This is a genomic window from Novipirellula galeiformis, from assembly GCF_007860095.1.
Lineage (GTDB): Bacteria > Planctomycetota > Planctomycetia > Pirellulales > Pirellulaceae > Novipirellula > Novipirellula galeiformis.
The window spans coordinates 16836-37323 of record NZ_SJPT01000001.1 but is presented as its reverse complement, the minus strand read 5'-3'; the positions used below and the strand labels follow the sequence as shown (position 1 = coordinate 37323).

Sequence of the window (20488 nt, the reverse complement as noted above, 5' to 3'; positions counted from 1 at the left end):
CCTTACCCGTACACTGCACCGCGGACCTTCTCCTCTTCGTTTCATTGGCGGCAAGGATGTGCCTGTGACCACCGACGACTTTTTGCTCGACCAGCTCGAACGAACTCAACAAGACCAAACCCGACGTCGACGTGAGAATCGCAATCAACGGCGGCGTTATTACGTACTCGGTGGCGTTTTTCTGATCGCGTTCCTGTTGCTTGCTGCGCCGAGCTTGATCAGCCATTCGCCAATCGGCAAATCGATCGTCGTCCGTAGTGCCGCCGCCTACGGCTTCGACGCCAAAGCCCAAGGGCTCCGCGTCGGTTGGGTAACCCCGCTGCGTATCAACGGCTTGACGGTGATCGGTAACCAAGCGGGAAGCCAAATCCGTATTGAACAAATCGATACCGAATTGACCGTCCTGGACCTGTTGGGAAGCACGACCAGCGAATTGGGATCGATTCTGGTGCGAGGAGTCGATGCGAGCTGCAAGGTAAGTGAAGGCAACAGCTCGATTGAAGAGGACCTGCAGTATTTTCTCGAGCAACCGGCCAGCGATGGCCCCGCGACCACAGGCAACGTCGAGATTAGCGATATCACGCTGACGGTGACTGACGAGCAAACGGGCGAGACCTGGAAATTGTCCCAAGCGAGCACCCAGCTCGATCTGCTTGCCGACTCGATTCAAAGCCGCTTTACAGGTGTGTTAGCCGAACCGCGGGGAAGCCAAGGATCGTTACAAGGAGCGATTGAGTTTGGGTTCACAGCGACGACCGATCCCAGCCATGCCTCGCCTTGGAACATTGACCTGACTTGTGATTCGCTTCCGTTGTCGGTGGTTTCACTCGTGCGACGACGGATGAGTACGTATGCCGACCAAATTCCGGCGCAACTTGTTGGCGATGCCACGGGCAATTTGCAGGTTCGCGGCAGCAGTGACGGTTCGATTGACGCGGTCGTTCGCCAATTTCAAGTCCGCAATCTCGAAGCCGCCAATCTTCAACAAGACTCGCGACGTTGGACAAACAAGCTAGCGATGCTCGATGGTCAATTGAGTTTGATTGAGGACCGCGTGATGGGACGCGGGCTAGTTGCGACCACCGACTTTGCTTCGATCAAACTCGATGGTGCCTTTTCCACGTCGATCACCTTAGTCGGTGCCAGCGACAACCCGGTCCGTTGGCTCGACGCACTCGAAGGCACGGCCAGCGCCGAATTGGACCTTGCCGCAATGGATCGTGCATTGCCGGGGATCTTGCCAATTCGCAGTGACGCGGAGCTTGTTTCCGGGCGTGCCATCGCCGCGATCGAATCGCTACCTTCGCACGACGTGCGCAGGCGTCGCTTGAGTTTGCGAAGCGATGCCATCCGAGCAAGATCCCATGGACAAGCCGTGGTGATCGATCCCGTTGAAATGACGGCCATCGTCTCGAGTAACCCCGATCGCATCCAAGCCGAACAATTTGAATTAAAAAGCACATTTGCTGCCGCGAGTGGAAAAGGCAATCTGCAGAGTGGCGCGACCGATATCGAAGTCGATTTTGGACGTTTGGCAAGCATGCTGCGACCGATCATTGACCTCTCGAGTTCCTCGTTGGCGGGTTCAGCGAGAGGAAAAATCCAATGGAATGCGTCGGGCGGTGACCAATGGCGTTTGACTGGCACCGCCGATGCCAAGGATCTATTGATCGAACTGCCCGGCGGAAATCGTCTGCGCCACCCGGCATTGCGTATGAACGTCGACGCCGTAGGACAGTGGCACGCGGGGCGGCTAGAATCGCTTTCGGTGGCAAACGCCGTCCTGTCTAGCTCGGGACTCAACCTACGAGCAGAGCTGGTCCAGGGGATTCGTAGTCCCAACGCGGACACTCGTTTCCCGCTTCGCATTCAAGGCGACGGGCGATTGGAATCCTTGGCTGACACGCTGGGGCCATGGTTGCCTGAGGAACTGCATGATTTCGACGGCGGATTCACCATGAATGCACGTGCCGACATTTCGTCGAGGGGCGGAAGATTGACCGGCACCTCGATCGAATTGACCCAACCTCGCGTGGCCTATGCGGATCGCTATTTCGCACAGCCCAAAATCAAACTTCACTTTAACGGCGACTACGACTGGGCTGCCGCTTCGCTCGATTGCCGCTCGATGACGGTTGAGGGCGATGCCATGTCCGCCGCCATTCAAGGCGAATGGACCCCCACAAAAACGGATCTCGAAATCGCTTGGCGAGCCAAGCTGGAACGCATTCAAGGCAGTGTGAAAACTCGTGTCGCGACCCGCGTCGTTCCCGCGATCACGCAAGTGGGCTATCGACCGGGACAAAACGTCCCCACCGATGAATGGCTCGTGATGGGCGATTGCGATGGGCGGTTCATCATCACCAGCCAATCGCAGCAATACTCCATCGACACCGAGTTTACCGGCACTGGCGTCGCCATCGTCCAACCGCCCCAAGCCAGTGCGGCTTGGCAAACGGTCGGCCCGGTTCGCAACGCGACGGGTGCCACAGGAGCGAACGGAAATCCTAGTAGTACCAGTATCCAAAATTCGGGATCACGTGTCGTTTGGTCGGAACCCAACGTGAAGATCAACGGCATGATGCAGTTCGATCCTCAGACCGGTACCGTGGCGGCCCCCTCACTGAAATTGGCCAGCGATTGGTTCGCCACCAATTTGGCAGGGCATGCGATTTGGAACGAATCGCAGGGTGAGGTATCCGTCAAAGGTCCCACCCGTATCAAAATGGACGAAGTCGCTAAACGATTAAGTGATTTGGCAGGAACTCAAATCCAAATGCAGGGAGTTCAAGAAACTCCGATCGAGTTGAAACTCACTCGCCAAGCGGACGATCAAATTGCGATGGAGGTCCTGGCAAACCTAGGTTGGGAATCTGGCGAAGTCGCTGGAGTCAAGTTGGGTCGCGCCAACATCCCGGTGCGATTGACGGAAACCAGCGTCTATATTTCACCCGCGTCGGTGCCGGTGGACCAAGGGCGGTTGAACCTAGCCGGCGATGTCCACTATCGCCCCGGTCCGTTATGGATGCGAGTTGCGCCCGGACGTGTTGCGGAATCCATTCGCTTGACGCCGGAAATGACCGATCGTTGGCTCAAGTACTTAGCACCCTTGGCGGCAAATGCGACCCGCGTTGATGGAACCTTGAGCGCCGAGATTGATGAAGCGATTGTCGTTTTTGATCACCCCCAACAAAGCCGCGTCATTGGTCGCTTGAACATCGAATCGATCAATATGAACTCCGGACCGATGGCCGACCAGATCATTGGCGGGCTTCATCAACTTCGCTCGCTCGCTCAGTTAACCGTCCCCCAAGCGGCTTCGAACAACGAGACAACCTTGATCCGCGTGCCCGCGCAAACCGTTGATTTCTCGCTGGATCGTGGCGTCGTTAGCCACCAACGGATGTTCTTTGAAGTCGACCGAGCCCAAGTGGTTACCAGCGGCAATGTGAACATCGATGGCCGACTGAATTTGATCGCCCAAGTTCCGCTCGATGCACGCTGGCTCGGCAGCGATCTGCAGGGACTAGCCGGACAACCGGTAACGCTACCGATTGATGGAACGTTGTCACGTCCAAGCCTCGACTCCTCGGGCGTTCGCAAGGTGGTTTCCGAACTAAGTCTGCAAGCGGTCCAGGGCACGGCGGAAAACTATCTGCAAAAGCAACTCGGACGCGGTCTCGACAAGATCTTTGGTCGCTGAGATGCAGTGTCGTTGATCGCTCCCGCGATCAATACGTAATCATCGCGAGGACGTCGATTCGATGTACTGAGGTAGCGGAACTCGTCAACGGTTTCGGTCATCCCAGAAAACGAACGTCTTGACGACTTTCGCTACAACCAAATGCGTCACAAACTAAATCGACGCCCCGAGCGATCAGCGACTCTCTCGTTATGATCGCGGAGCGATCAGCGACTATGTGACCAAGCCTTTGGTGACCGTCATGAAGACATCCTCGAGCGTCGGATCGCGATCATGAAACGATCGCATCCGCACCCCTGCGGCGATCAATTCGTCAAGCAAATCAGCGAGCCCTTCATCGTCGGTCTCAAGCTCCGCGACCACTCGCGTGGGTTCGTGCTCGAGCGCACGCAACAACGGACTACTTCTTAGGATCGAGAGCCCCGCTTCGAGCCCCGACAAGAAGTTGATTTCCACCATTCGATTGCGACGAATTCGACGATAGACACTTTCGATCGGTCCGCTCATCAGCAATTGCCCCCGCTCAATAATCCCGATCGAGGTGCAACAATCCGCCAATTCGGTCAGAATATGACTGCTGATCAAAATGGTTTTGCCCATTTTCCGCAACTCTTTTAGCAGTGCCTTGACCTCGATTCGGGCGCGCGGATCAAGCCCGCTGGCGGGTTCGTCGAGGATCAACACCGGTGGATCATGAACCAATGTCTTGGCCAGACAAAGTCGTTGCTTCATCCCACGCGAGAGACCGTTAACGAAATCGTTGCGTTTATGACCGAGGTCCAAGAGTTCTAATACGTTGTCGATGATTTGTTTTCGGTCGGTACGCCCGATGCGGTAGGCCACGGCAAAAAAGTCGAGGAATTCCCACACCCGCATGCCATCGTAGACACCGAAATTATCGGGCATGTAACCGATCGCTTGCCGCACGCCGACGGGGTCGCCCATCACATCGCACCCCGCCACCGAACCGCTACCCCGGCTGGCGCGCAGCAACGTTGCCAGAAAGCGAATGGTGGTACTTTTCCCGGCGCCATTGGGACCAATAAAACCGAACGTTTCGCCAGCACCGATATGCAAGTCGATGCTTTCGACGGCCATGAAATCGCCGTAGTCTTTTCCGAATCCATTGAGCGTGATCATGAAGTTTCCTGTTCCCCTTCGGGGCTGGCTGGTATTAGCGGTGGGCTTTTCCCATCGCTCCGTCGATGCCTCGTCAACATGCGTGGGAGGCCCCACTCTGCTTAAAGTGCGTCTTCGCTCTCGCTCGGATCCTCGCCGCCGCTGGCTCCAGGCAACGAAGGGCGAAAGTCGCTAATTAAATTGACGTCCTTCTGTGCGGGCGAGGCAGCCGGATGACTCAGATTTGCGAGCACGATCGTTTGTGCGTTGCGTTGGTTCGCGACAGGCGAAACTGTCATTCCCGGAAGCGATTGCTCGATCCGTCCGACCAATCGCACCGAATCGTCCGGAACTGAATTTTCGTCGAGCAACGCACGCATCAAGGTAGAGACTTGCAGTGGTAATTCCGTTGGCCCCCATGAGGGCGAAGGCTCTTGAAAACGCAGCTTGATCCTTGCTCCCGACTCGCAGCGTCCTACGATGGCGACGCGAGTTTGATCGCTGCCGATTTTCTTGACGACAAACGAATCAAGCAGCTCATAGTCGGTCCCGTTGACAAGTTCCTCTCCCTTGAGCGTGATGCCCCCGCCGACGTCGACGAGCTGCTCGGCGCGAACCATTTGCGTTTCGTTGCTTCCCACTGCGACACCAGCGAGCCTCGGGCCTTCGTCGAAATCCGTATTGAAACGCAACGACGATGAAGTACGCGACGGGGTCGATTGGGCGAGCGAGTTCGCGACCGCGTCGTGGGTAGCGAATTGCAAATCGTACGTACTGGATAACGAATTGTAGATAGCGATCACTCGCGATAGATGCGCGCGATCATACTCAGGCTGAGTTTCGAGAATTGCGATTTCGGTTTGGCTCCGCGCAAAACCAATATCGAGTTGTGCCGATCGAGCGACCCAAGCGGCGCCGAGGACGGCAATCAAGGGGACGGCCAACCATGCATATTCTAGCTTTCCAAGCAACAGAAAAACCAAGTAGTTCAGCGGCACAAGCACAAGCAAATAAATCCCCAGCGAGCGCATGACCAACGAGGAAGACGGAATCTCAATCCCCGATTCATTGCGTAGAATTTCCTGGGTCAATTGGATCGCGTCACTTTGATGGCTCCATCCACTTGTCCCCGCAATGGGGTCTACCCGAGTGTAGCGATCAGGCATTGATGCTGGGACGATAGAATCGGCATTGGACTTCGGGGCTGAAACGTCGTTGGAGGCTTCGAGCGACGCGGGCGGCGATGCAATCTGCTTCTGCGGCGGGTCGGCCGCGGGTAGCCTAAGCCGAGCATCGCGCGCGGCAATGCGAAATGTGCTATTCATCGTCGGATCCGCATCGTAACGATTCGATACGACGTATTGCTGCTTCAGCATCATGCCTTGATCAAACTCAACAAAGCGGCGTGCCGGTCGTTCCAATATGACCGCATTAAAAAAACTGTCATACGAATCCCAGTTCGTCATCCAATCGCTGACCAGATCAAATCGCGACTGCATGACTCGGCCACGCCCGACGCTGCGATTGAGCATCAAATGCCCCGTGCCTGGAACATCGATTGCATCGGAGGCAACGATCCCATCGACCGCAATCCGCCCCGAATCGCTTTTGACCCGTGCCACTTGCCCCTCGCTGGATCGATCCGTTTCAACCGACCAATGGGTCAAGAGCTGCGTGGCGGCTTCGGAATCGAGTTCAATATTCCCGCGTGGATTCAATGGTAACAATCCAGCCAACGGCGAAGCGGCAATCGAATCGGCTGCATCGGCACCGTTAACAATCAAGCGTCCCCCGAAATGAATCCAATCCTGCATCGCCCGTGATTGCCCCGGAGTGAGCGTATCGGGCGAAACATCGTCCCAAAGCACGACCGCCGTGCTTGTCCAATCCAGCATCGATTCTGCAACCGGCAACACTTGGTCGGTGTTCGGAATCACAAATCGGTAATTCGCCGACTTCGAGGCAAACTCAGAATCGGATCGGAACGGTCGCCTCCAATCCGAGCTGAGCAATTTCGCGAATCGCTGAGGGCGATTGGTCAAGATGATGAAGAAGTACTCTTCGGGACGCAGCATCGCAATCCGTTCCGCCCCGGTGTCATGCACGAGGCTTGTCCCGGAGAACAATTGGCTTGAGAGAAAGAAATTGCCGCGTTCCCGGCTCGATCCGGGTGCCAAGTTACGGTAATCAAAGCGTCGCTGTTGTCCCTTGGGAAGCACAATCGGGCGAACGTTTACGAGCGAGTCTGCGTCGGGTTGCGAGTCCGGCTTGGCCCCTTCGCCCAATAGCACCCGGCTCTCGAGTTGCCCTCGCGTGTCGTCACGGTTGCTCTTAAGCACTTGAGCCGCGGAAAACCAATGTCCCGGTTTGATCCCACTTCCACTGGGATTGCGATCGGCGGGAAAGGGTTGAGCCGAAAGGGAAGTGAAGTCAGGCAACGCTTTTTTTTCCTCCGCCTCTTCCTCCGCAGTGGGCGTCCAGCGACAGCCATCGCAGCCCACGATCAGGACGCTACAGAGCAAGGCGAACAGAAATGAAAAACGAGGCATGTTGATTCTGGTCGATAACAGTTTTTTTTCCAGCAGATCCTAACCCGAAGCGTCAGCGAGGGACCGAATCAAAATCGATTTTCACTCGCGGACGCTGCGGGTTAGGAAAAACTCGCGACTTCAAGATGAGGACACGAGCATGAAGAGTGGGAATCGAAACAATCGCGGCGATCTACCAGCCCATCACCATATTCGACTCGATCGCTTTGCGCGCATGTTCGAGGTCACTGCCCGTTTCCATGCGATACAAGCGAATCGCATTCACCTTGTCACCGGAGGAACGACTCAAGCATTCGCGAGCCACCAAGCAGGGGTCCAGCGACGGGGAGGTTAGCCCCAGAGCCCCCTTGCTAATCACCCAGGTGTCACGAGGGCGTTTGGTCAACCGAGCGATCTCGTCATAGGGGTATGCATCGGCAACCACGGCACGAGCCGCCTGTTCATCTTCGGCCCAGGTGATGATGATATGAGAGTTGGTTTCAACCTCGAATAGCGGCATCAGAAAACTCCTTCGGAGAGAATCGGCGAGGGGGAGGGACAGCAGCGAGCCAGCAGCAAATTGTACGCCACGCTTTGCCACTGCATGATACCGACGCAGGGAATTGCTGGAAAGTTTTGGACGATGGTTTTCATCGGTTTTAGCTGTTTCCCCGCACTCGGCGCCGCCCCGTCTGCAATTTGTCATCTTGGGCTACAATACGGCCTCGTACAAACGAGCTACATTTCCTGGAATGCTTCGAATGATTTACCTGGACAATCACGCGACGACCCGCTGCGATCCACGGGTCGTACAAGCGATGCTGCCTTGGTTGTCAGAGGATTATGGGAATCCCAGCAGCGTGTCGCACGACGCGGGGCATACCGCTGCGGAAGGCGTCCAGCGATCGGCCGGCGCGATCGCTTCGGCGCTAAATGCCCCTGCCGAAGCGGTGCTGTTTACCAGCGGTGCGACCGAAAGCAATAATTTGGCAATTCGGGGTGTTTGTTTGCATCCACGCCAGAAAAAGCGACATTTCGTCACCGTCGCGTCCGAGCATCATGCCGTGCTTGACGTCGCCGACGACCTGGAGCGAGAAGGAATCCGAGTCACACGCGTTCCCGTGGTCGCCAATGGCAACGACTCATCTGGACTCGTCGATTTGGACCGACTCGCCGCTGCGATTGAGCCGGACACGGCACTCGTTTCGGTGATGTGGGCGAATAACGAGATCGGCTCGATTGCTCCGATGAAATCCATTGCTCAACTTTGCCACTCGCGTGGCGCGTTATTGCACAGTGATGCGACTCAAGCGGTCGGACGCATCCCCGTGGACATTGGGGATGCGGATGTTGATTTGGTGAGCGCCACGGCTCACAAGTTTTACGGTCCCAAGGGAATCGGTTTTTTGCTCGCCGGCAATGGCAATCGTCGAGTCCGGCTAAAACCTCAAATCGTCGGCGGAGGACAACAACACGGGCTGCGCAGTGGCACTCTGAATCCCGCAGGGATTGTCGCCATGGCAACCGCATTGACGCTTTGCGTCGATGAAATGGAAAGCGAAACCGCTCGCATCGCCCAATTGCGTAATAAACTGTTTGACCTGCTCTGTCGCGGTATCGAAGGAATCGTGCTCAACGGGCCCCCGCTCACGCAGTCATCCCGTTTAGCTGGGAATTTAAATTTTCAACTTGACGCAATCGAAGGCGCCGCGTGGATGTCCGCAACGCCCGAGTTGGCCTTTAGTAGCGGCTCAGCGTGCAGCAGCGCCGATGCAGCCCCCAGCCATGTTTTGACCGCGCTGGGCCTCAGCGAATCCGCCGCCCGCTGCAGCGTTCGCTTTGGAATTGGGCGGTTCAATACCGATGAAGAAATAGAACAGGCCGCGAATCGACTGATCGTGGCCTACACGAAACTACGACAATTGTCGTAAGGTTTCCACAACCCCAATTCCCTACAACGAGAGTATCGCGTTCATGAGTGGTGAAGGATCTATCACACGCTTTGGAGTCATCGGCACCGGACGAATCACCCGGCGATTGGTCGCGGACATTCAATCGACCGATGGCGCTGAAGTCTCCGCGATTGCCAGCCGCACGAGCCAGCGGGCCCAATGGTACGCCGACCAATACGGAATCGCCGCCGCGGTCGAAGGCTACGAGTCGTTGTTGGTTCGCGACGATGTCGACGCGGTCTATATCGCATTGCCCCCGTCAATGCACGCCGAATGGGCCATCGCAGCGGCTCAAGCGGGCAAGCATGTGCTTTGCGAAAAACCGCTAACCGTAGCGACGTCCCAATCGCTCGCGGTACACGCGGCGTGCAAGGCGAACTCGGTGCGGTTGCTCGACGCCACCGCGTGGCTGCATCACGAACGTACCGATGCGTTCCGCGGCTGGCTGCAGGAAGGACGATTCGGCAAGCTTGGCCACATCACGGCGGCTGTGTCATTCTTTCACCCGTTTCAATCCGGAGAACATCGCCTTGACCCTGAACTCGGTGGCGGCTGCTTGCTGGATCTCGGTTGGTACGTTTGCTCGCTGGCACGATTCGTAGCGGGATCATTACCCAACCGGATGGTTGCCGGACGCATCGTACGCCAAGGGGTCGCACAACGGATCACAGCGATGCTCTGGTTCGACGATGACGTTACCGCGACGCTATCGTGTGGCTACGACACGTCGACACGAAAGTGGTTCGAGGTCGCCGGCAGTGACGCATCACTGGTCTGCGACGACTTTACACGTCCTTGGCACGACCGGCCGGCGCGCTGTTGGATCCACGACGCCGCGGGAGCCGTCGAGCAACTGACCTTCGAAGGCAACCAAGAACGACGCATGATTGCCCGCTTCATTGGTGACGAACCGCTCGATCCATTTCACCAACAAGCCCTGGACACCCAACACATGATCGACGCGATCCAAGAATCGGTCGAACTCGCCCATCACGAACCGTCCGCGCCCCCACCGCGTGAGTGTTGAAGCTGCGTTTTCTTGATGGTTCGATGCGTCAGCACGCTTTTTTCCATCACATGTCATGACGAATGGTTTTCGATCCTATCGCGATAGGGATTGAGGAAATTTGCCGTAGGTAAGCGAAACGCCACCTGCGGAAAGCGAGAGTGCGTCAGCGAGTAAGCCGCAACCCTGAGTTTACGATCGCCCACCTCTTTCCCGTCGCACCGCGTTCTTGCGAACGCAGCTACGGATTGAATCCCACGTCATTTTCCAAAAGGCTTAGGCCAATTCGCTGGCAGCCGCTTCGTCGAGGACGAAGGTCACTTGGGGATGTTTGGCGAGCCAAGAAGCGGGCACGTCGTCACTCGGCGACGCTTGCAATGAAAGCCGGATCGCTTCGGCTTTGCCTGTGCCGGTCGCAAGCAACACGATCTGCTTTGCTTCGAGAATCGTACCGATCCCCATCGTGATCGCCGTCTTGGGAACCTCGTCTTCGGAATCAAAGAATCTCGCGTTCTTCTCGATCGTCGACTGCGTCAATCCCACGACGCGAGTCCGCGAATCCGCGGACGAACCGGGCTCGTTAAAGGCAATGTGTCCGTTGTGTCCAATGCCCAATAGTTGCAGATCAATCCCCCCCGCATCGGCAATTCGCTTTTCAAACTCGGCTGCGTGCGCTGCCGGGTCGTCACCACAGCCTTCGGGTACGAAGGTTTTGCTGGGGTCAATGTTGATGTGATTGAAGAGTTGCAATTCCATGAAGTGCCGAAAACTCTGTGGATGAGTCCCACTTAGCCCAATGTACTCATCCAGATTGAACGATGTTACGTTGCGAAAGTCCACCTTGCCGGCTCGAAAGTCTTCAACGATGTTCGCGTAGGTCTTGACCGGAGTCCCACCGGTGGCCAACCCAAGCACGACCGATGGTTTTGCGTTGACCGCGGCGACAATCATATCGGCCACCTTTCGTGAAGCCGATGCTTCATCCGCACAAACAATCACTTGCGGCGATGACGTGTTGGACGACTGCGATACAGGATTGCTCATATCTACTAAACTACCTCGTTATCGATGCGGTGAATCACTTCAAGCAGGATTGTGGACCAATCACGACTGCTGGGAATCGCTTGGGTCATAATGTCGCGTTTTTGGGGATGCACGAAAACCCGTACTCGCTTGACTTGATCATCAAACTGCTGCCGAGCCAAGGCCCTCGCTACGGGGGATACGTTAGCCAGCTCCACACATGTGGGGGGAACACCACCTTTTACATCGCCCGCTTGAGGGGGCAGACTTCGATCTCGCAGCACGACATCGACATTGATATCGACTTCGAGCTTAACCGGAGGCGCATCAATCAAAACATCCGTAGGGCGAATTGGCTCTCCCACCACCTCGGTCAAGTGATCCGCAAGCCTCTCGCTGGCCGCAACCAACCACCAATACGGTCGGCGAGCGATTTGACGATGGACTTCGACTCTCTCGCCCCCGATCGCATCGACCGCATTAAATTCGGCCACCCGCTTGTAGAGTCGTCGCTGGGGACCAAACAAACCACTCACCAAGGGTTTGGTTTCATCATGCGAATGGCTGATCTGCATCAGTCGAGAAATCCACTGGGCATCATCTAACTTGATCGCAGATTCAAGATCGAGTTGATCCCGCAACAGGAACACGGCGCGTTGCAGCATCGCGGTCGCCGCTCGAACCGCGTGGTGCCAATACACTTCGCTGAACATCACATAGCGTGCAAAGACCATCATCTCCGCCGCGGTGCGCCCCTTTTCTCCAATCGCCAAGATCCCTTTGCTGGGATGGACGCACATCGAATCGATCAATCGCCCGACGTCAAAATTGCGACCGTAGGGTACTCCCGAATGCAGGCTGTCACGCTGCAGATAATCGAGTTTGTCGATGTCGATCGGGCCACTGAGACAACTGCGCAAGAAGTCTTGTGTCGTCCCGGTCGAGGACGCAGCTTTAATCTCGCCATCGCCGGGTTCGTTCGAATTGGAGTCGCCCTTCTTAGGCTCGAGCAAATCGATGACATCTTGCACCTCGCAGGACCAATCCTCTTCGATACAACGACGAAGCTCGGAATGGTCGATCCAGTCCGAGACTCGCGATTCATGAGCGCGAAACCCCTTCAGCTTCATATCCTCGATCGGATGACAAAAGGGCCAATGCCCAACATCATGCAACAGCGCCGCGAGGACGAACGCATCGGCGCTGCGTGCGTCCAGTGGAGGATCAAGCGACGCATCGCCGGTGAACCGTGCGAGCAACCGCAGCGAGTTCAGATAGACGCCAAGGGAATGTTCAAATCGAGAATGGGTGGCACCGGGGTAGACCAACGCGACCATGCCGAGTTGGCTAATCGAAGCGAGTCGGCGCAGCGGCGCCGAATCGATGATTCGCCGCACGCGGGGCGAGATCGGAACACCGTCGGCCGGAGGAATGCGAACCAATGTCGATGCTTGGTTCAATTGAATGACTTCGGGAATCATCGTGTCGGATCGACCGCGTTGACTTCGGACACACTGACTTCGATAGCCATAACCGAGGATCGCCGAATGTCGTCGCGAGTCTCCGCTCCGGCGAGCGTGACGCCGCTAACAATGGCCAACAACACGGTCGTTAGCAGGTACAATCCCGCATGAGTCAGCCCCCCGAGCCCTTCGACCTCGAACGTCATCATGGAGATAAACGTGCCGATCCCTAGCATCACACAGAGAATGATCCCGAAGGTCATGTAATCCATCTCGGCCGCGCGATCGAGTTCGAAAACATAGGTGGGGACAAAGGCATAGATGATCCAAAGCGAGGCAAACAGGGCTGAGCATAACCAGACCCGATTTCGTAGTTCGATTCCCGTAAAGGGTTCGAGTTCTTGGTCATAAACAAAGGAATAGCCCGCGCGAACCAAGGGCGGTGCAATGGCGATCAAGCCAATCATGTTCGCTATCATCCGCGCCCCCTCGGCGACCTCCATGAAGCGAAAGCCAATCGCGATCGCAAACACGCCCACGATCGCCGAGATCGTGAGTATCAATCCCTTGCGAGTGACATCGGTTTCGGTCCGCTTGATCGGTTTGAGAATACTTTGCCCCGTGCGATCCTTCGGCGCGCCGTCGTCGGGCACGTGAATGACCACTTCCTCGGATTCCTCCGGGACCGATATGGTATTCTTGCAAGCGGGACAGGGCCCCTTTTTACCAGCGAATTTATCGCTGACTTGGAATCGCTTAAAACACTTTGGACAGGTAACTTGGATCGGCATGAAACAGAATCAAGAAAAGCAGGAGCCGCGTCATGGGAAAAGCGAAAGTATAGCGACTTTACCGTCGTCGCATGTCGTACTCTACCAGCCCGAGATTCCGGGGAACACCGGAAACATTGGACGAACTTGCGTCGCCGTGGGAGCGAAACTCTGGATTGTCCGTCCCGCAGGCTTCCAATTGGATGAAAAACACGTTCGCCGAGCCGGCTTAGATTACTGGAAACACTTGATGATCGAAGAAGTCATCGATTGGAACGAGCTGCTCGAAAAATTGTCCCCTCGTCGTTTTTTCTTCTTTTCGCGATTCGCGACGAAAACCATCTGGGACGCCACATTCCAAGCGGACGACGTTTTCGTCTTCGGTAGCGAATCGTCCGGTTTGCCCGACTCAATCTTGGACCGCGATGATCCTCGCGCCCTTCGCATCCCCACCACTGGGAAGGTGCGTAGCTTGAACCTCGCCACGACCGCGGGGATCGTGTTGTACGAACACCAACGACAAGTGCGCAGCCTCGGTGAGTGAACCGTTGACTTCGCCGCCAAAACCGAAACCGCCAAAAAGGGCTTAACCGCTAACCCATCGGGCGTTACGGTTTTTGAGTGATGTGCGCAATCAAAAATCATAACCCGAAGCGTTAGCGAGGGACTCCATGATGAGTCCCCACGCTAACGCTTCGGGTTATGAAATATTCAGTGTTATTTGTAGCGGCGCGGGGCCGGCCGCGATTCCGCGGGCCGGCCGAAGCGACTAAATCAACCTGAGCTTATTGGCCGGGAGGGCCGAAGTTGAACTGTGGCATTGCACCGGGTCCCCCAGGGAATCCTGCGTTAGGATTTGCGGGTGCCTCTTCGCTCGCGAACAATTCCTCACGGCTGAGACGCAACTTACGATACGTCTCTTCGGGAATCACGTAGTACCAGTCTGCAAAGCGAGCATTCAAATCTCGAACGCGACGACGTGCCACTTCAAGTTTGTCTTTCCGCTCGTCCAACATTCGCTGGTTCTCTTTGGTGATCTTCTCTTGCTCGGAAGCCAATCGCTCCAGCTTCTCTTCTTCGCTTAGCTCCTCTTGCTTTGGCGAATCCTTTGCATCGGCAGCGGGCTTCGCATCGCTGGCATCGCCAGAAGCATCGCCAGACTTAGCATCGCTGGGCTTTTCCATCGCCGCTTCGGTGTCGGCCTTCGGCTCGGCTGGCGTTTCAGCTTCGGCATCCTTTTCCGCGGCGGTGTCGTCTTGTACCTCTTCTTCAGCCTCGCCTTGGCCGCTGGCTTCGCCCGAGCCTTCGAGCTCACTTTCGCCCGACTCGGCTGGCGTTTCGCTCTCGGTGTCAGCCGTTTCTTTGTCAGCGGCTTCTGCGTCCGGCTCGCTAGCTTTTTCTTTCGCAGCGGGCTCTTCGGGTTTGGCGTCTTCGGGTTTAGCGTCCGCAGCCTTTGCGTCTTCGGTTTTGGACGGTTCTTCCGCTGGCGTTGCCGATTCCTCAGCCGATTCCGACTTGGCGTCGCCCGGTTTCATCTCCGCTTCCGCCGCAGGAGCATCGTTTGACTTGACCTCGCCTACCGGCGGCTCTGCGGCCGCATCGGCTTCAGGCTTCGCAAGCATGGCTTCGAGTTCTTCAAGCGTCTTGGGAATTTCTCGCAATTTTGGCGCCGGGAACTTCGCTTCGTCGACTTGCGTGGTGACCAACAAGTAACGATTGACACCTCCTGCGGACGGCTTTTCGTCACCCTCGCTTGGCTCTTGGTCGGCTTCATCGGTTAGTCCCGAAACATTCCCGAACCTTAAAAGGTACTGCACCCCGTTGGTGAGCGAGACGGTCAATTCTCCATTGGCAGAGATCATCTCGTATTCACCGCCGTCGGATGTTTGCAAAGGATAGAATCCTCGGCGAGCAAGCGACTCGAGTGCTTCTTGATCCGAGACAAGATCCTTGTCCGCACGAAGATTTTCGCTGATACCAGCAGGTTTACGCACCACGTCGACGATCTTTAGATCATCGAGTGCATTTTTCATGTCGTTCAACTTGGTCGCGTTGAGCTCCTCGCCATCCTTGACCGCGATCGGCGTCGGTTCGGCGAGTGGATTTTTTTCGGAGTACTTCAACAACTTGTCAAGTTTCCACTGCGAACCATCCATCACGACGGTGGCGGCATAATTGCGTTGCAGCGAAATGCCATTCCCGCCGAGACTTGCGCTGTAATCTTTGATCTCCATGGAATCGATATCGATGCTGCTCAATTTCAGCAGATCCTCTTCGATCCAATCTTGAAAACGGGTCGTCAGCGGAGTGTCGTCTAGCTTGACGACATAGACCGGATCTTGACCTGGTTTGCGGACGTAGACCTTTGTGGGATCGTCCTTCAGCCGTTGTCCAATGATGAGCGAAGCGAGTGTCTTCTGGGAATCATCCCGCAGCGTGATCAAACGACCGACGCCTTCATCGCCCGGCTTCAGCGCTTCGAGCTTCGGTTCGGCCACCCCGAGTCCCTCGTGATCCTCGGGGTTTTCGCTTTGGATATCGAGAACCTTCAAATCGACTAGCGAGTTCGCAGCCTCCTTCATGTGGTCAACCGCGTCGGCGGGGTAACCTTTATTCGAAGGTCCCTTGCGCGACGGGATCGTCCACTGGCCCGATTCGGGGTCGCGGCGAACTTCAAACGATTGCAGCGTTGCGTCGACTTCGTCATACGTCACGATCTTTAGACTGGCCGCAACCAACGGATCTTTAAACTCCTCGAACAGCGGTTTCCCGATGAATCCGCCGGTTTCGTCTTCGCGGGTTGCTGGCCAAGCCACGAGCGTGGCAACGCCGAGCGTTGCAACCGCAACGCCCCAGAAAATTCCTGTCTTGGTACCTTCGTTCACGAATCTATCTCACTATTTCAAACGGCTTTTGCTGATATTTTCTCGTTCACGCAATCGCCGGGAGGCGAATACAATCACACCGATGATCAATGGCGGAATGCATGGCAGCACCACGGCTGCAGCTTTGACCTGGTTTTGAATCCGGGTCACTTTCTGGTCGGCTTCACGTTGAATGTCGCCGATTTTTTGTTCGCGATCACGCTCGGACTTAGCAATCTTCACTTCCAAGCGGGTTTGCTCGCGTTCTTGAAGCGTTTGGAAAGCTTGCACCTTGGCTTGCAACTTATCGGGAGGAACGCGTCCGTTGGCGCTTTCCCTCTGCAATTTTTCTAGCTCTTCACGAAGCGATTTCAACTCCGTGTCCATTTTTTCCTGCGCTTCACGAACCGTCTCGTCGTACTCGGTTTGGAACTCCTTGCTGCGAAGGCTGACATTGCTGCTGGCAACCTCTTTGACCGAATCGATCATTCGCAAACTTGCGAACATCGGTTCATGCTTGCGGACTTCGATAAAGGCCGTTTCACCGGTAAGCCAATCGATCGAGTTCAAAATGAACGTGACGTTTTGGAACTGAAAACGCATATCGGCCGCCTGCTTGGGGTCAGCTCGGATTTGCAAGAAAACGGGGGACATGATGTCCGTATCGGCAACGTAGACCGCCTTGATTCCTTGGGCTGCTGGCGGTGAATCGGTTTTCTCCGCATCTGGTTCGGCGCCCTCTTTTTCGGAGCCCTCGTCGCTCGATTTGGTTTCGGACGTCGCGGCAGCACCTTCGATGGCCATGGCGACCGAAAGCCCAGGGCTTACGCTCTCAATTTCGCGTGCCACGGTGGACGTGCCTTGCAAAATTTGTTGCACCTTGCTGAACGGAAGCAACCCGCTGCGTCCTCCGGTGGACATCAACTTGGTGTGCTGCAGGCTGCTGTTATCTTTGGCTCGAATTGCGGCGGCGTACAAGCACAACACTTGGCGTAGCTTGGAAGTGATCTCACTCTTTTCGCTCAGCGCCTCACCCTCTTCGACTTCGGGTGCATTCTCGTCCACAAAGACCCACAACTCGTTGATGTTCCGCTCGAGGTTGGGGTAGGGATTGAATTGTTGCCAAACCAAATCGGACGAATACAAACCTTGCATTCCAGGGGTTCCCGGAGACTCAATCTCAAGCGCATCCCACAATTCGTGGATGTTCCCCTTGGGCGTCGGCCCGCCGCCGCCAAACATGCCGCCCGCCGCTTGCTTGGGCATTCCGGTCGGCGTGATCGTTTGATTGAAGACCGGCATCGGATCTTCGAAAACCGCCACGGGGACGCCCACTTTGATTGCGTCGACGAAACGAGTGAATTGATCCGGTGGCAATGTCGAAGGCTGAACCGCGATCATCGCGTCAAACATCCCCGTCGTGACGGGAGCCCCCAAATCGACCTCTTCAACGTCGTATTGCTTGGCGAGCTCTTCGATCAACGGGTGACGAGGCACTTGCGTTGGCGACATCCCTTGCATCACCATCCCGCCCATCAACCGGGCATCGGTCGAGACGATTCCAATTCGCTTGCGAGTCCCCTCGGCAACCGTATTGATGGAGCGAACCAATTCGTATTCGACCGGGATCCCGTACTCAAAAATGGGCACGGTGACTTTTTCGAGACCAGATCGGAATGCGGCCCCGAGAATCAATTGTTTCTGCTGGAAGGAGCCCTTTTCTCGCACCATTCGCGTGACCGGCTCGATGCCAAATCGCTCGGATGCGAGTGCCGCGTCTTCGCTAAACAACTCGATATTGTCGTACAAATTGACTTCGATCGTACGGTTTCGCTTGGCCGCTTCGCTGCGGAACTCTTTCAACAAGTTCACTAACTCATAGCGAGTTCGCGCGTAAATCTCAGGGATATCCGAACTGATGAACGCGTCGATCACGATCGGTCGATCGGTGTCGAGTTGTTGGATCAAAGTTTTGGTTGCACCGGCCAGCGAACTAACCTTACCTTCGGTCAAGTCTTTGCGGTAATCCCAGTTCCGGAACAACGTCACCGCGCCGGTGGTCATGACGATCAAGGCCAGCACACGGGCGATGTAGTGCCATGCCATCGTGTTACCGTCTTTGCCGCCGGTCCAGTGACGACGGCCAATCAAGACCATCGTCGCATACAAGGCAACCATGGCGACGAGGGCAAAGTACGCGACCGCCGAAAGGCTAATCACACCGCGACCGAAATCGTCAAAGGGGCGTGCGATCCCGCTGCTGGACAACCATTCCGCGATTTGCTTATTGGGGCTGATCGAATCGGCCAGCGAGGCAAAGGCCAACGGGGCATTGAACAATGCTCCGAGGATAAACCCCACCGTCAAGTTGCCGGTCAAGAATGAAGCAATCATGCCGATCGCAATCATCGCCAAACCGACGAACCAATAACCGAGATAGGTGGTGAAGATCAGCCCGGTATCGAGCGTCCCTTCGGTCAACACGGCCAACGTCACAAACGTGCTCAATTGGCTGAACAACAGCGACGCGGTGAAAATGGACGCAGCGGCCATGTACTTGCCAATCACGATGTCAAAGTCATCGGCGGGCAACGTCAGCAGAAGCTCGTCCGTTCCTTGGCGTTTTTCCTCCGCCCAAATACTCATCGTGATCGCTGGGATAAAGACCAGCATGATCAACGGGAACCAGTAATTCAGCTGGTCGAGCGTGGCCAAGTTCTGGTTAAAGAACTCGTACGGCCAAAACGCAGCAACGGAGGTGAGGAAAACGAAAATACAAAGGAAGACGTAACCGGTCGGATTTCCAAAGTAGCCGACAAAGTTCCTCTTCAGCACGGCGTAGGCAACTCGCTTTGTTCCCGCCAGCACTCCGACGATCGCCAGCAATACAAGCAGCAGGATCACGTCCAAGACGAACAGGTTCAGCAGCGCAAATGCGACGTTATTGAGCGTCATGTTATCTGTTTTATTGTTGGTTTGAATGAAAACTTGTCGAAGCGTTTCACTTCAGGACTAACTCGTTCCCAAGCCGAAGCCTTGGAACGCACTCATCACAGGCTCACGCCTGAAAATTCCCCCGCTCGCAGCGAGGTGGGGCACCGTTCTTAGCCACCCCAATTCCGGGCACCCCAATCACCGGGCACACCGCCACAAAGCGGCACAAACGCCTCGATCGAGCACCAGGAAATCACCCCTTCGACTCGCCGCCCTCTCATCTCCAGGCCCCTCTCATTTTGTGGAAAGGAGGTCAAAAGCGAAGAGCCCGCCTCACGAGGCCGTCGCGTCCTGGGCCGTCGCGTCCTGGGTCAACGAGTAGAACGCTTCATCGAGGTCGTTATCGCCACGTTTGCGAAGCCCCTCGACGTCACCGTCGTAGACCAGCCGCCCTTCGTTGATCATCACAACGCGGTCAGCCATCGCTTCGACTTCTTGCAAAATGTGCGTGCTGAGCAGAATCGTCTTCGTTTCGCTCAACTTCTTCATCGTCGCGCGCACGCCGCGAATTTGGTTTGGATCCAAGCCAGCCGTCGGCTCGTCGAGAATCAAAACGTCAGGCTCGTGCAGCAGGGCTTGGCTCATCCCCACACGCTGCTTGAACCCTTTGGACAACTTGCTGGTGGGTTTGTAAATCACGCTGGAAAGGTCACAGATGTCGACGACCGCTTCGATGCGATCTTTCTTGCGAGCCGCCGTCATGCCGCGTGCCTCGGCGAAAAAACTAAGCATCGCAAAGGGGGTCATTTCAGGATACAGCGGCCCGTTCTCAGGCAAGTAGCCGAGCCGGCGACTCCCTTCGATACGGTCTTCCATCATATTGTGACCTGCGATCCGAGCTTCGCCCTCGCTGGCGGCGATATACCCGGTCAACATCTTCATCGTTGTGCTTTTTCCCGCACCATTAGGGCCCAAAAACGCCACCAACTCACCTTCACCCACTGAAAAGGTGACGTCGCGAGCTGCGGCAAAAGGACCATAAAACTTACTGAGCCCGATCGCTTCGATCATGGGCCGGCGGGATTCGTTTTGAATCGTCATGCGGCAGTTCTTGGGTAAGTCCTTC

Annotated in this window: 13 protein-coding genes; 4 read left to right on the top strand and 9 right to left on the bottom strand. The window is 56.0% G+C overall.

Annotated elements, in window-relative coordinates; all coding sequences use genetic code 11:
• The first annotated feature begins 64 nt into the window (after positions 1–64).
• Positions 65–3703: a hypothetical protein gene (locus tag Pla52o_RS00120; protein WP_146592580.1), complete on the top strand. Its 3639-nt coding sequence runs from the start codon at positions 65–67 to the stop codon at positions 3701–3703.
• 213 nt (positions 3704–3916) lie between these two features.
• Here Pla52o_RS00120 and Pla52o_RS00115 read toward each other — a convergent pair whose 3' ends face one another.
• The 3 genes from Pla52o_RS00115 to Pla52o_RS00105 form a co-directional block, all read right to left on the bottom strand.
• On the bottom strand, positions 3917–4843 hold the full coding sequence (locus Pla52o_RS00115; RefSeq protein ID WP_146592579.1) for an ABC transporter ATP-binding protein: 927 nt from the start codon (positions 4841–4843) through the stop codon (positions 3917–3919).
• 101 nt (positions 4844–4944) lie between these two features.
• Positions 4945–7371, bottom strand: coding sequence for a hypothetical protein (locus tag Pla52o_RS00110; RefSeq protein ID WP_146592578.1), 2427 nt, complete (start codon positions 7369–7371; stop codon positions 4945–4947).
• A 172-nt stretch (positions 7372–7543) separates the two neighbouring features.
• On the bottom strand, positions 7544–7870 hold the full coding sequence (locus Pla52o_RS00105) for a DUF6793 family protein (protein ID WP_146592577.1): 327 nt from the start codon (positions 7868–7870) through the stop codon (positions 7544–7546).
• A gap of 232 nt (positions 7871–8102) precedes the next feature.
• Between Pla52o_RS00105 and Pla52o_RS00100 the strand changes: the two genes are divergently transcribed.
• Together Pla52o_RS00100 and Pla52o_RS00095 are read left to right on the top strand one after the other, a co-directional pair.
• Positions 8103–9281, top strand: a complete 1179-nt coding sequence (locus Pla52o_RS00100) for a cysteine desulfurase family protein (protein ID WP_231611981.1) — start codon at positions 8103–8105, stop codon at positions 9279–9281.
• A 43-nt stretch (positions 9282–9324) separates the two neighbouring features.
• A complete protein-coding gene (locus Pla52o_RS00095) occupies positions 9325–10329 on the top strand; it encodes a Gfo/Idh/MocA family protein (RefSeq protein ID WP_146592575.1) in 1005 nt (334 codons plus the stop codon).
• A 255-nt stretch (positions 10330–10584) separates the two neighbouring features.
• Here the strand turns inward: Pla52o_RS00095 and nagB are convergent, their stop codons facing one another.
• Genes nagB through Pla52o_RS00080 form a run of 3 tightly spaced genes read right to left on the bottom strand, consistent with a single transcriptional unit; the run spans position 10585 to position 13585 of the window.
• Positions 10585–11352 carry a glucosamine-6-phosphate deaminase gene (gene nagB / locus Pla52o_RS00090; RefSeq protein ID WP_146592574.1) on the bottom strand — a complete coding sequence of 256 codons (768 nt, stop codon included), beginning with the start codon at positions 11350–11352 and terminating at the stop codon, positions 10585–10587.
• A 5-nt stretch (positions 11353–11357) separates the two neighbouring features.
• Positions 11358–12812, bottom strand: coding sequence for an HD domain-containing protein (locus Pla52o_RS00085; protein WP_146592573.1), 1455 nt, complete (start codon positions 12810–12812; stop codon positions 11358–11360).
• Positions 12809–13585: a hypothetical protein gene (locus tag Pla52o_RS00080; protein WP_146592572.1), complete on the bottom strand. Its 777-nt coding sequence runs from the start codon at positions 13583–13585 to the stop codon at positions 12809–12811. The genes Pla52o_RS00085 and Pla52o_RS00080 overlap by 4 nt, the downstream gene beginning before the upstream one ends.
• Between Pla52o_RS00080 and Pla52o_RS00075 the strand changes: the two genes are divergently transcribed.
• The gene (locus tag Pla52o_RS00075) at positions 13584–14108 is read left to right on the top strand and encodes a tRNA (cytidine(34)-2'-O)-methyltransferase (RefSeq protein ID WP_231611980.1); all 525 of its coding nucleotides are present in this window, start codon (positions 13584–13586) and stop codon (positions 14106–14108) included. The genes Pla52o_RS00080 and Pla52o_RS00075 overlap by 2 nt on opposite strands.
• 241 nt (positions 14109–14349) lie before the next feature.
• On the opposite strand, the gene Pla52o_RS00070 is transcribed toward Pla52o_RS00075, so the two are convergent.
• The 3 genes from Pla52o_RS00070 to Pla52o_RS00060 form a co-directional block, all read right to left on the bottom strand.
• Positions 14350–16449, bottom strand: a complete 2100-nt coding sequence (locus Pla52o_RS00070; RefSeq protein WP_146592571.1) for a DUF4340 domain-containing protein — start codon at positions 16447–16449, stop codon at positions 14350–14352.
• Between the two features lie 12 nt (positions 16450–16461).
• Positions 16462–19383, bottom strand: a complete 2922-nt coding sequence (locus Pla52o_RS00065; protein WP_146592570.1) for a Gldg family protein — start codon at positions 19381–19383, stop codon at positions 16462–16464.
• 312 nt (positions 19384–19695) lie between these two features.
• The gene (locus tag Pla52o_RS00060) at positions 19696–20463 is read right to left on the bottom strand and encodes an ABC transporter ATP-binding protein (protein ID WP_146592569.1); all 768 of its coding nucleotides are present in this window, start codon (positions 20461–20463) and stop codon (positions 19696–19698) included.
• Positions 20464–20488: the final 25 nt, after the last annotated feature.

What these genes read in the sequence shown, in the direction of transcription:
- Pla52o_RS00115 (WP_146592579.1), bottom strand. Translation starts at nt 4,843, where the DNA reads ATGATCACGCTCAATGGATTCGGAAAAGACTACGGCGATTTCATGGCC.
- Pla52o_RS00110 (WP_146592578.1), bottom strand. Translation starts at nt 7,371, where the DNA reads ATGCCTCGTTTTTCATTTCTGTTCGCCTTGCTCTGTAGCGTCCTGATC.
- Pla52o_RS00105 (WP_146592577.1), bottom strand. Translation starts at nt 7,870, where the DNA reads ATGCCGCTATTCGAGGTTGAAACCAACTCTCATATCATCATCACCTGG.
- Pla52o_RS00100 (WP_231611981.1), top strand. Translation starts at nt 8,103, where the DNA reads ATGCTTCGAATGATTTACCTGGACAATCACGCGACGACCCGCTGCGAT.
- Pla52o_RS00095 (WP_146592575.1), top strand. Translation starts at nt 9,325, where the DNA reads ATGAGTGGTGAAGGATCTATCACACGCTTTGGAGTCATCGGCACCGGA.
- nagB (WP_146592574.1), bottom strand. Translation starts at nt 11,352, where the DNA reads ATGAGCAATCCTGTATCGCAGTCGTCCAACACGTCATCGCCGCAAGTG.
- Pla52o_RS00085 (WP_146592573.1), bottom strand. Translation starts at nt 12,812, where the DNA reads ATGATTCCCGAAGTCATTCAATTGAACCAAGCATCGACATTGGTTCGC.
- Pla52o_RS00075 (WP_231611980.1), top strand. Translation starts at nt 13,584, where the DNA reads ATGAAACAGAATCAAGAAAAGCAGGAGCCGCGTCATGGGAAAAGCGAA.
- Pla52o_RS00080 (WP_146592572.1), bottom strand. Translation starts at nt 13,585, where the DNA reads ATGCCGATCCAAGTTACCTGTCCAAAGTGTTTTAAGCGATTCCAAGTC.
- Pla52o_RS00065 (WP_146592570.1), bottom strand. Translation starts at nt 19,383, where the DNA reads ATGACGCTCAATAACGTCGCATTTGCGCTGCTGAACCTGTTCGTCTTG.
- Pla52o_RS00060 (WP_146592569.1), bottom strand. Translation starts at nt 20,463, where the DNA reads ATGACGATTCAAAACGAATCCCGCCGGCCCATGATCGAAGCGATCGGG.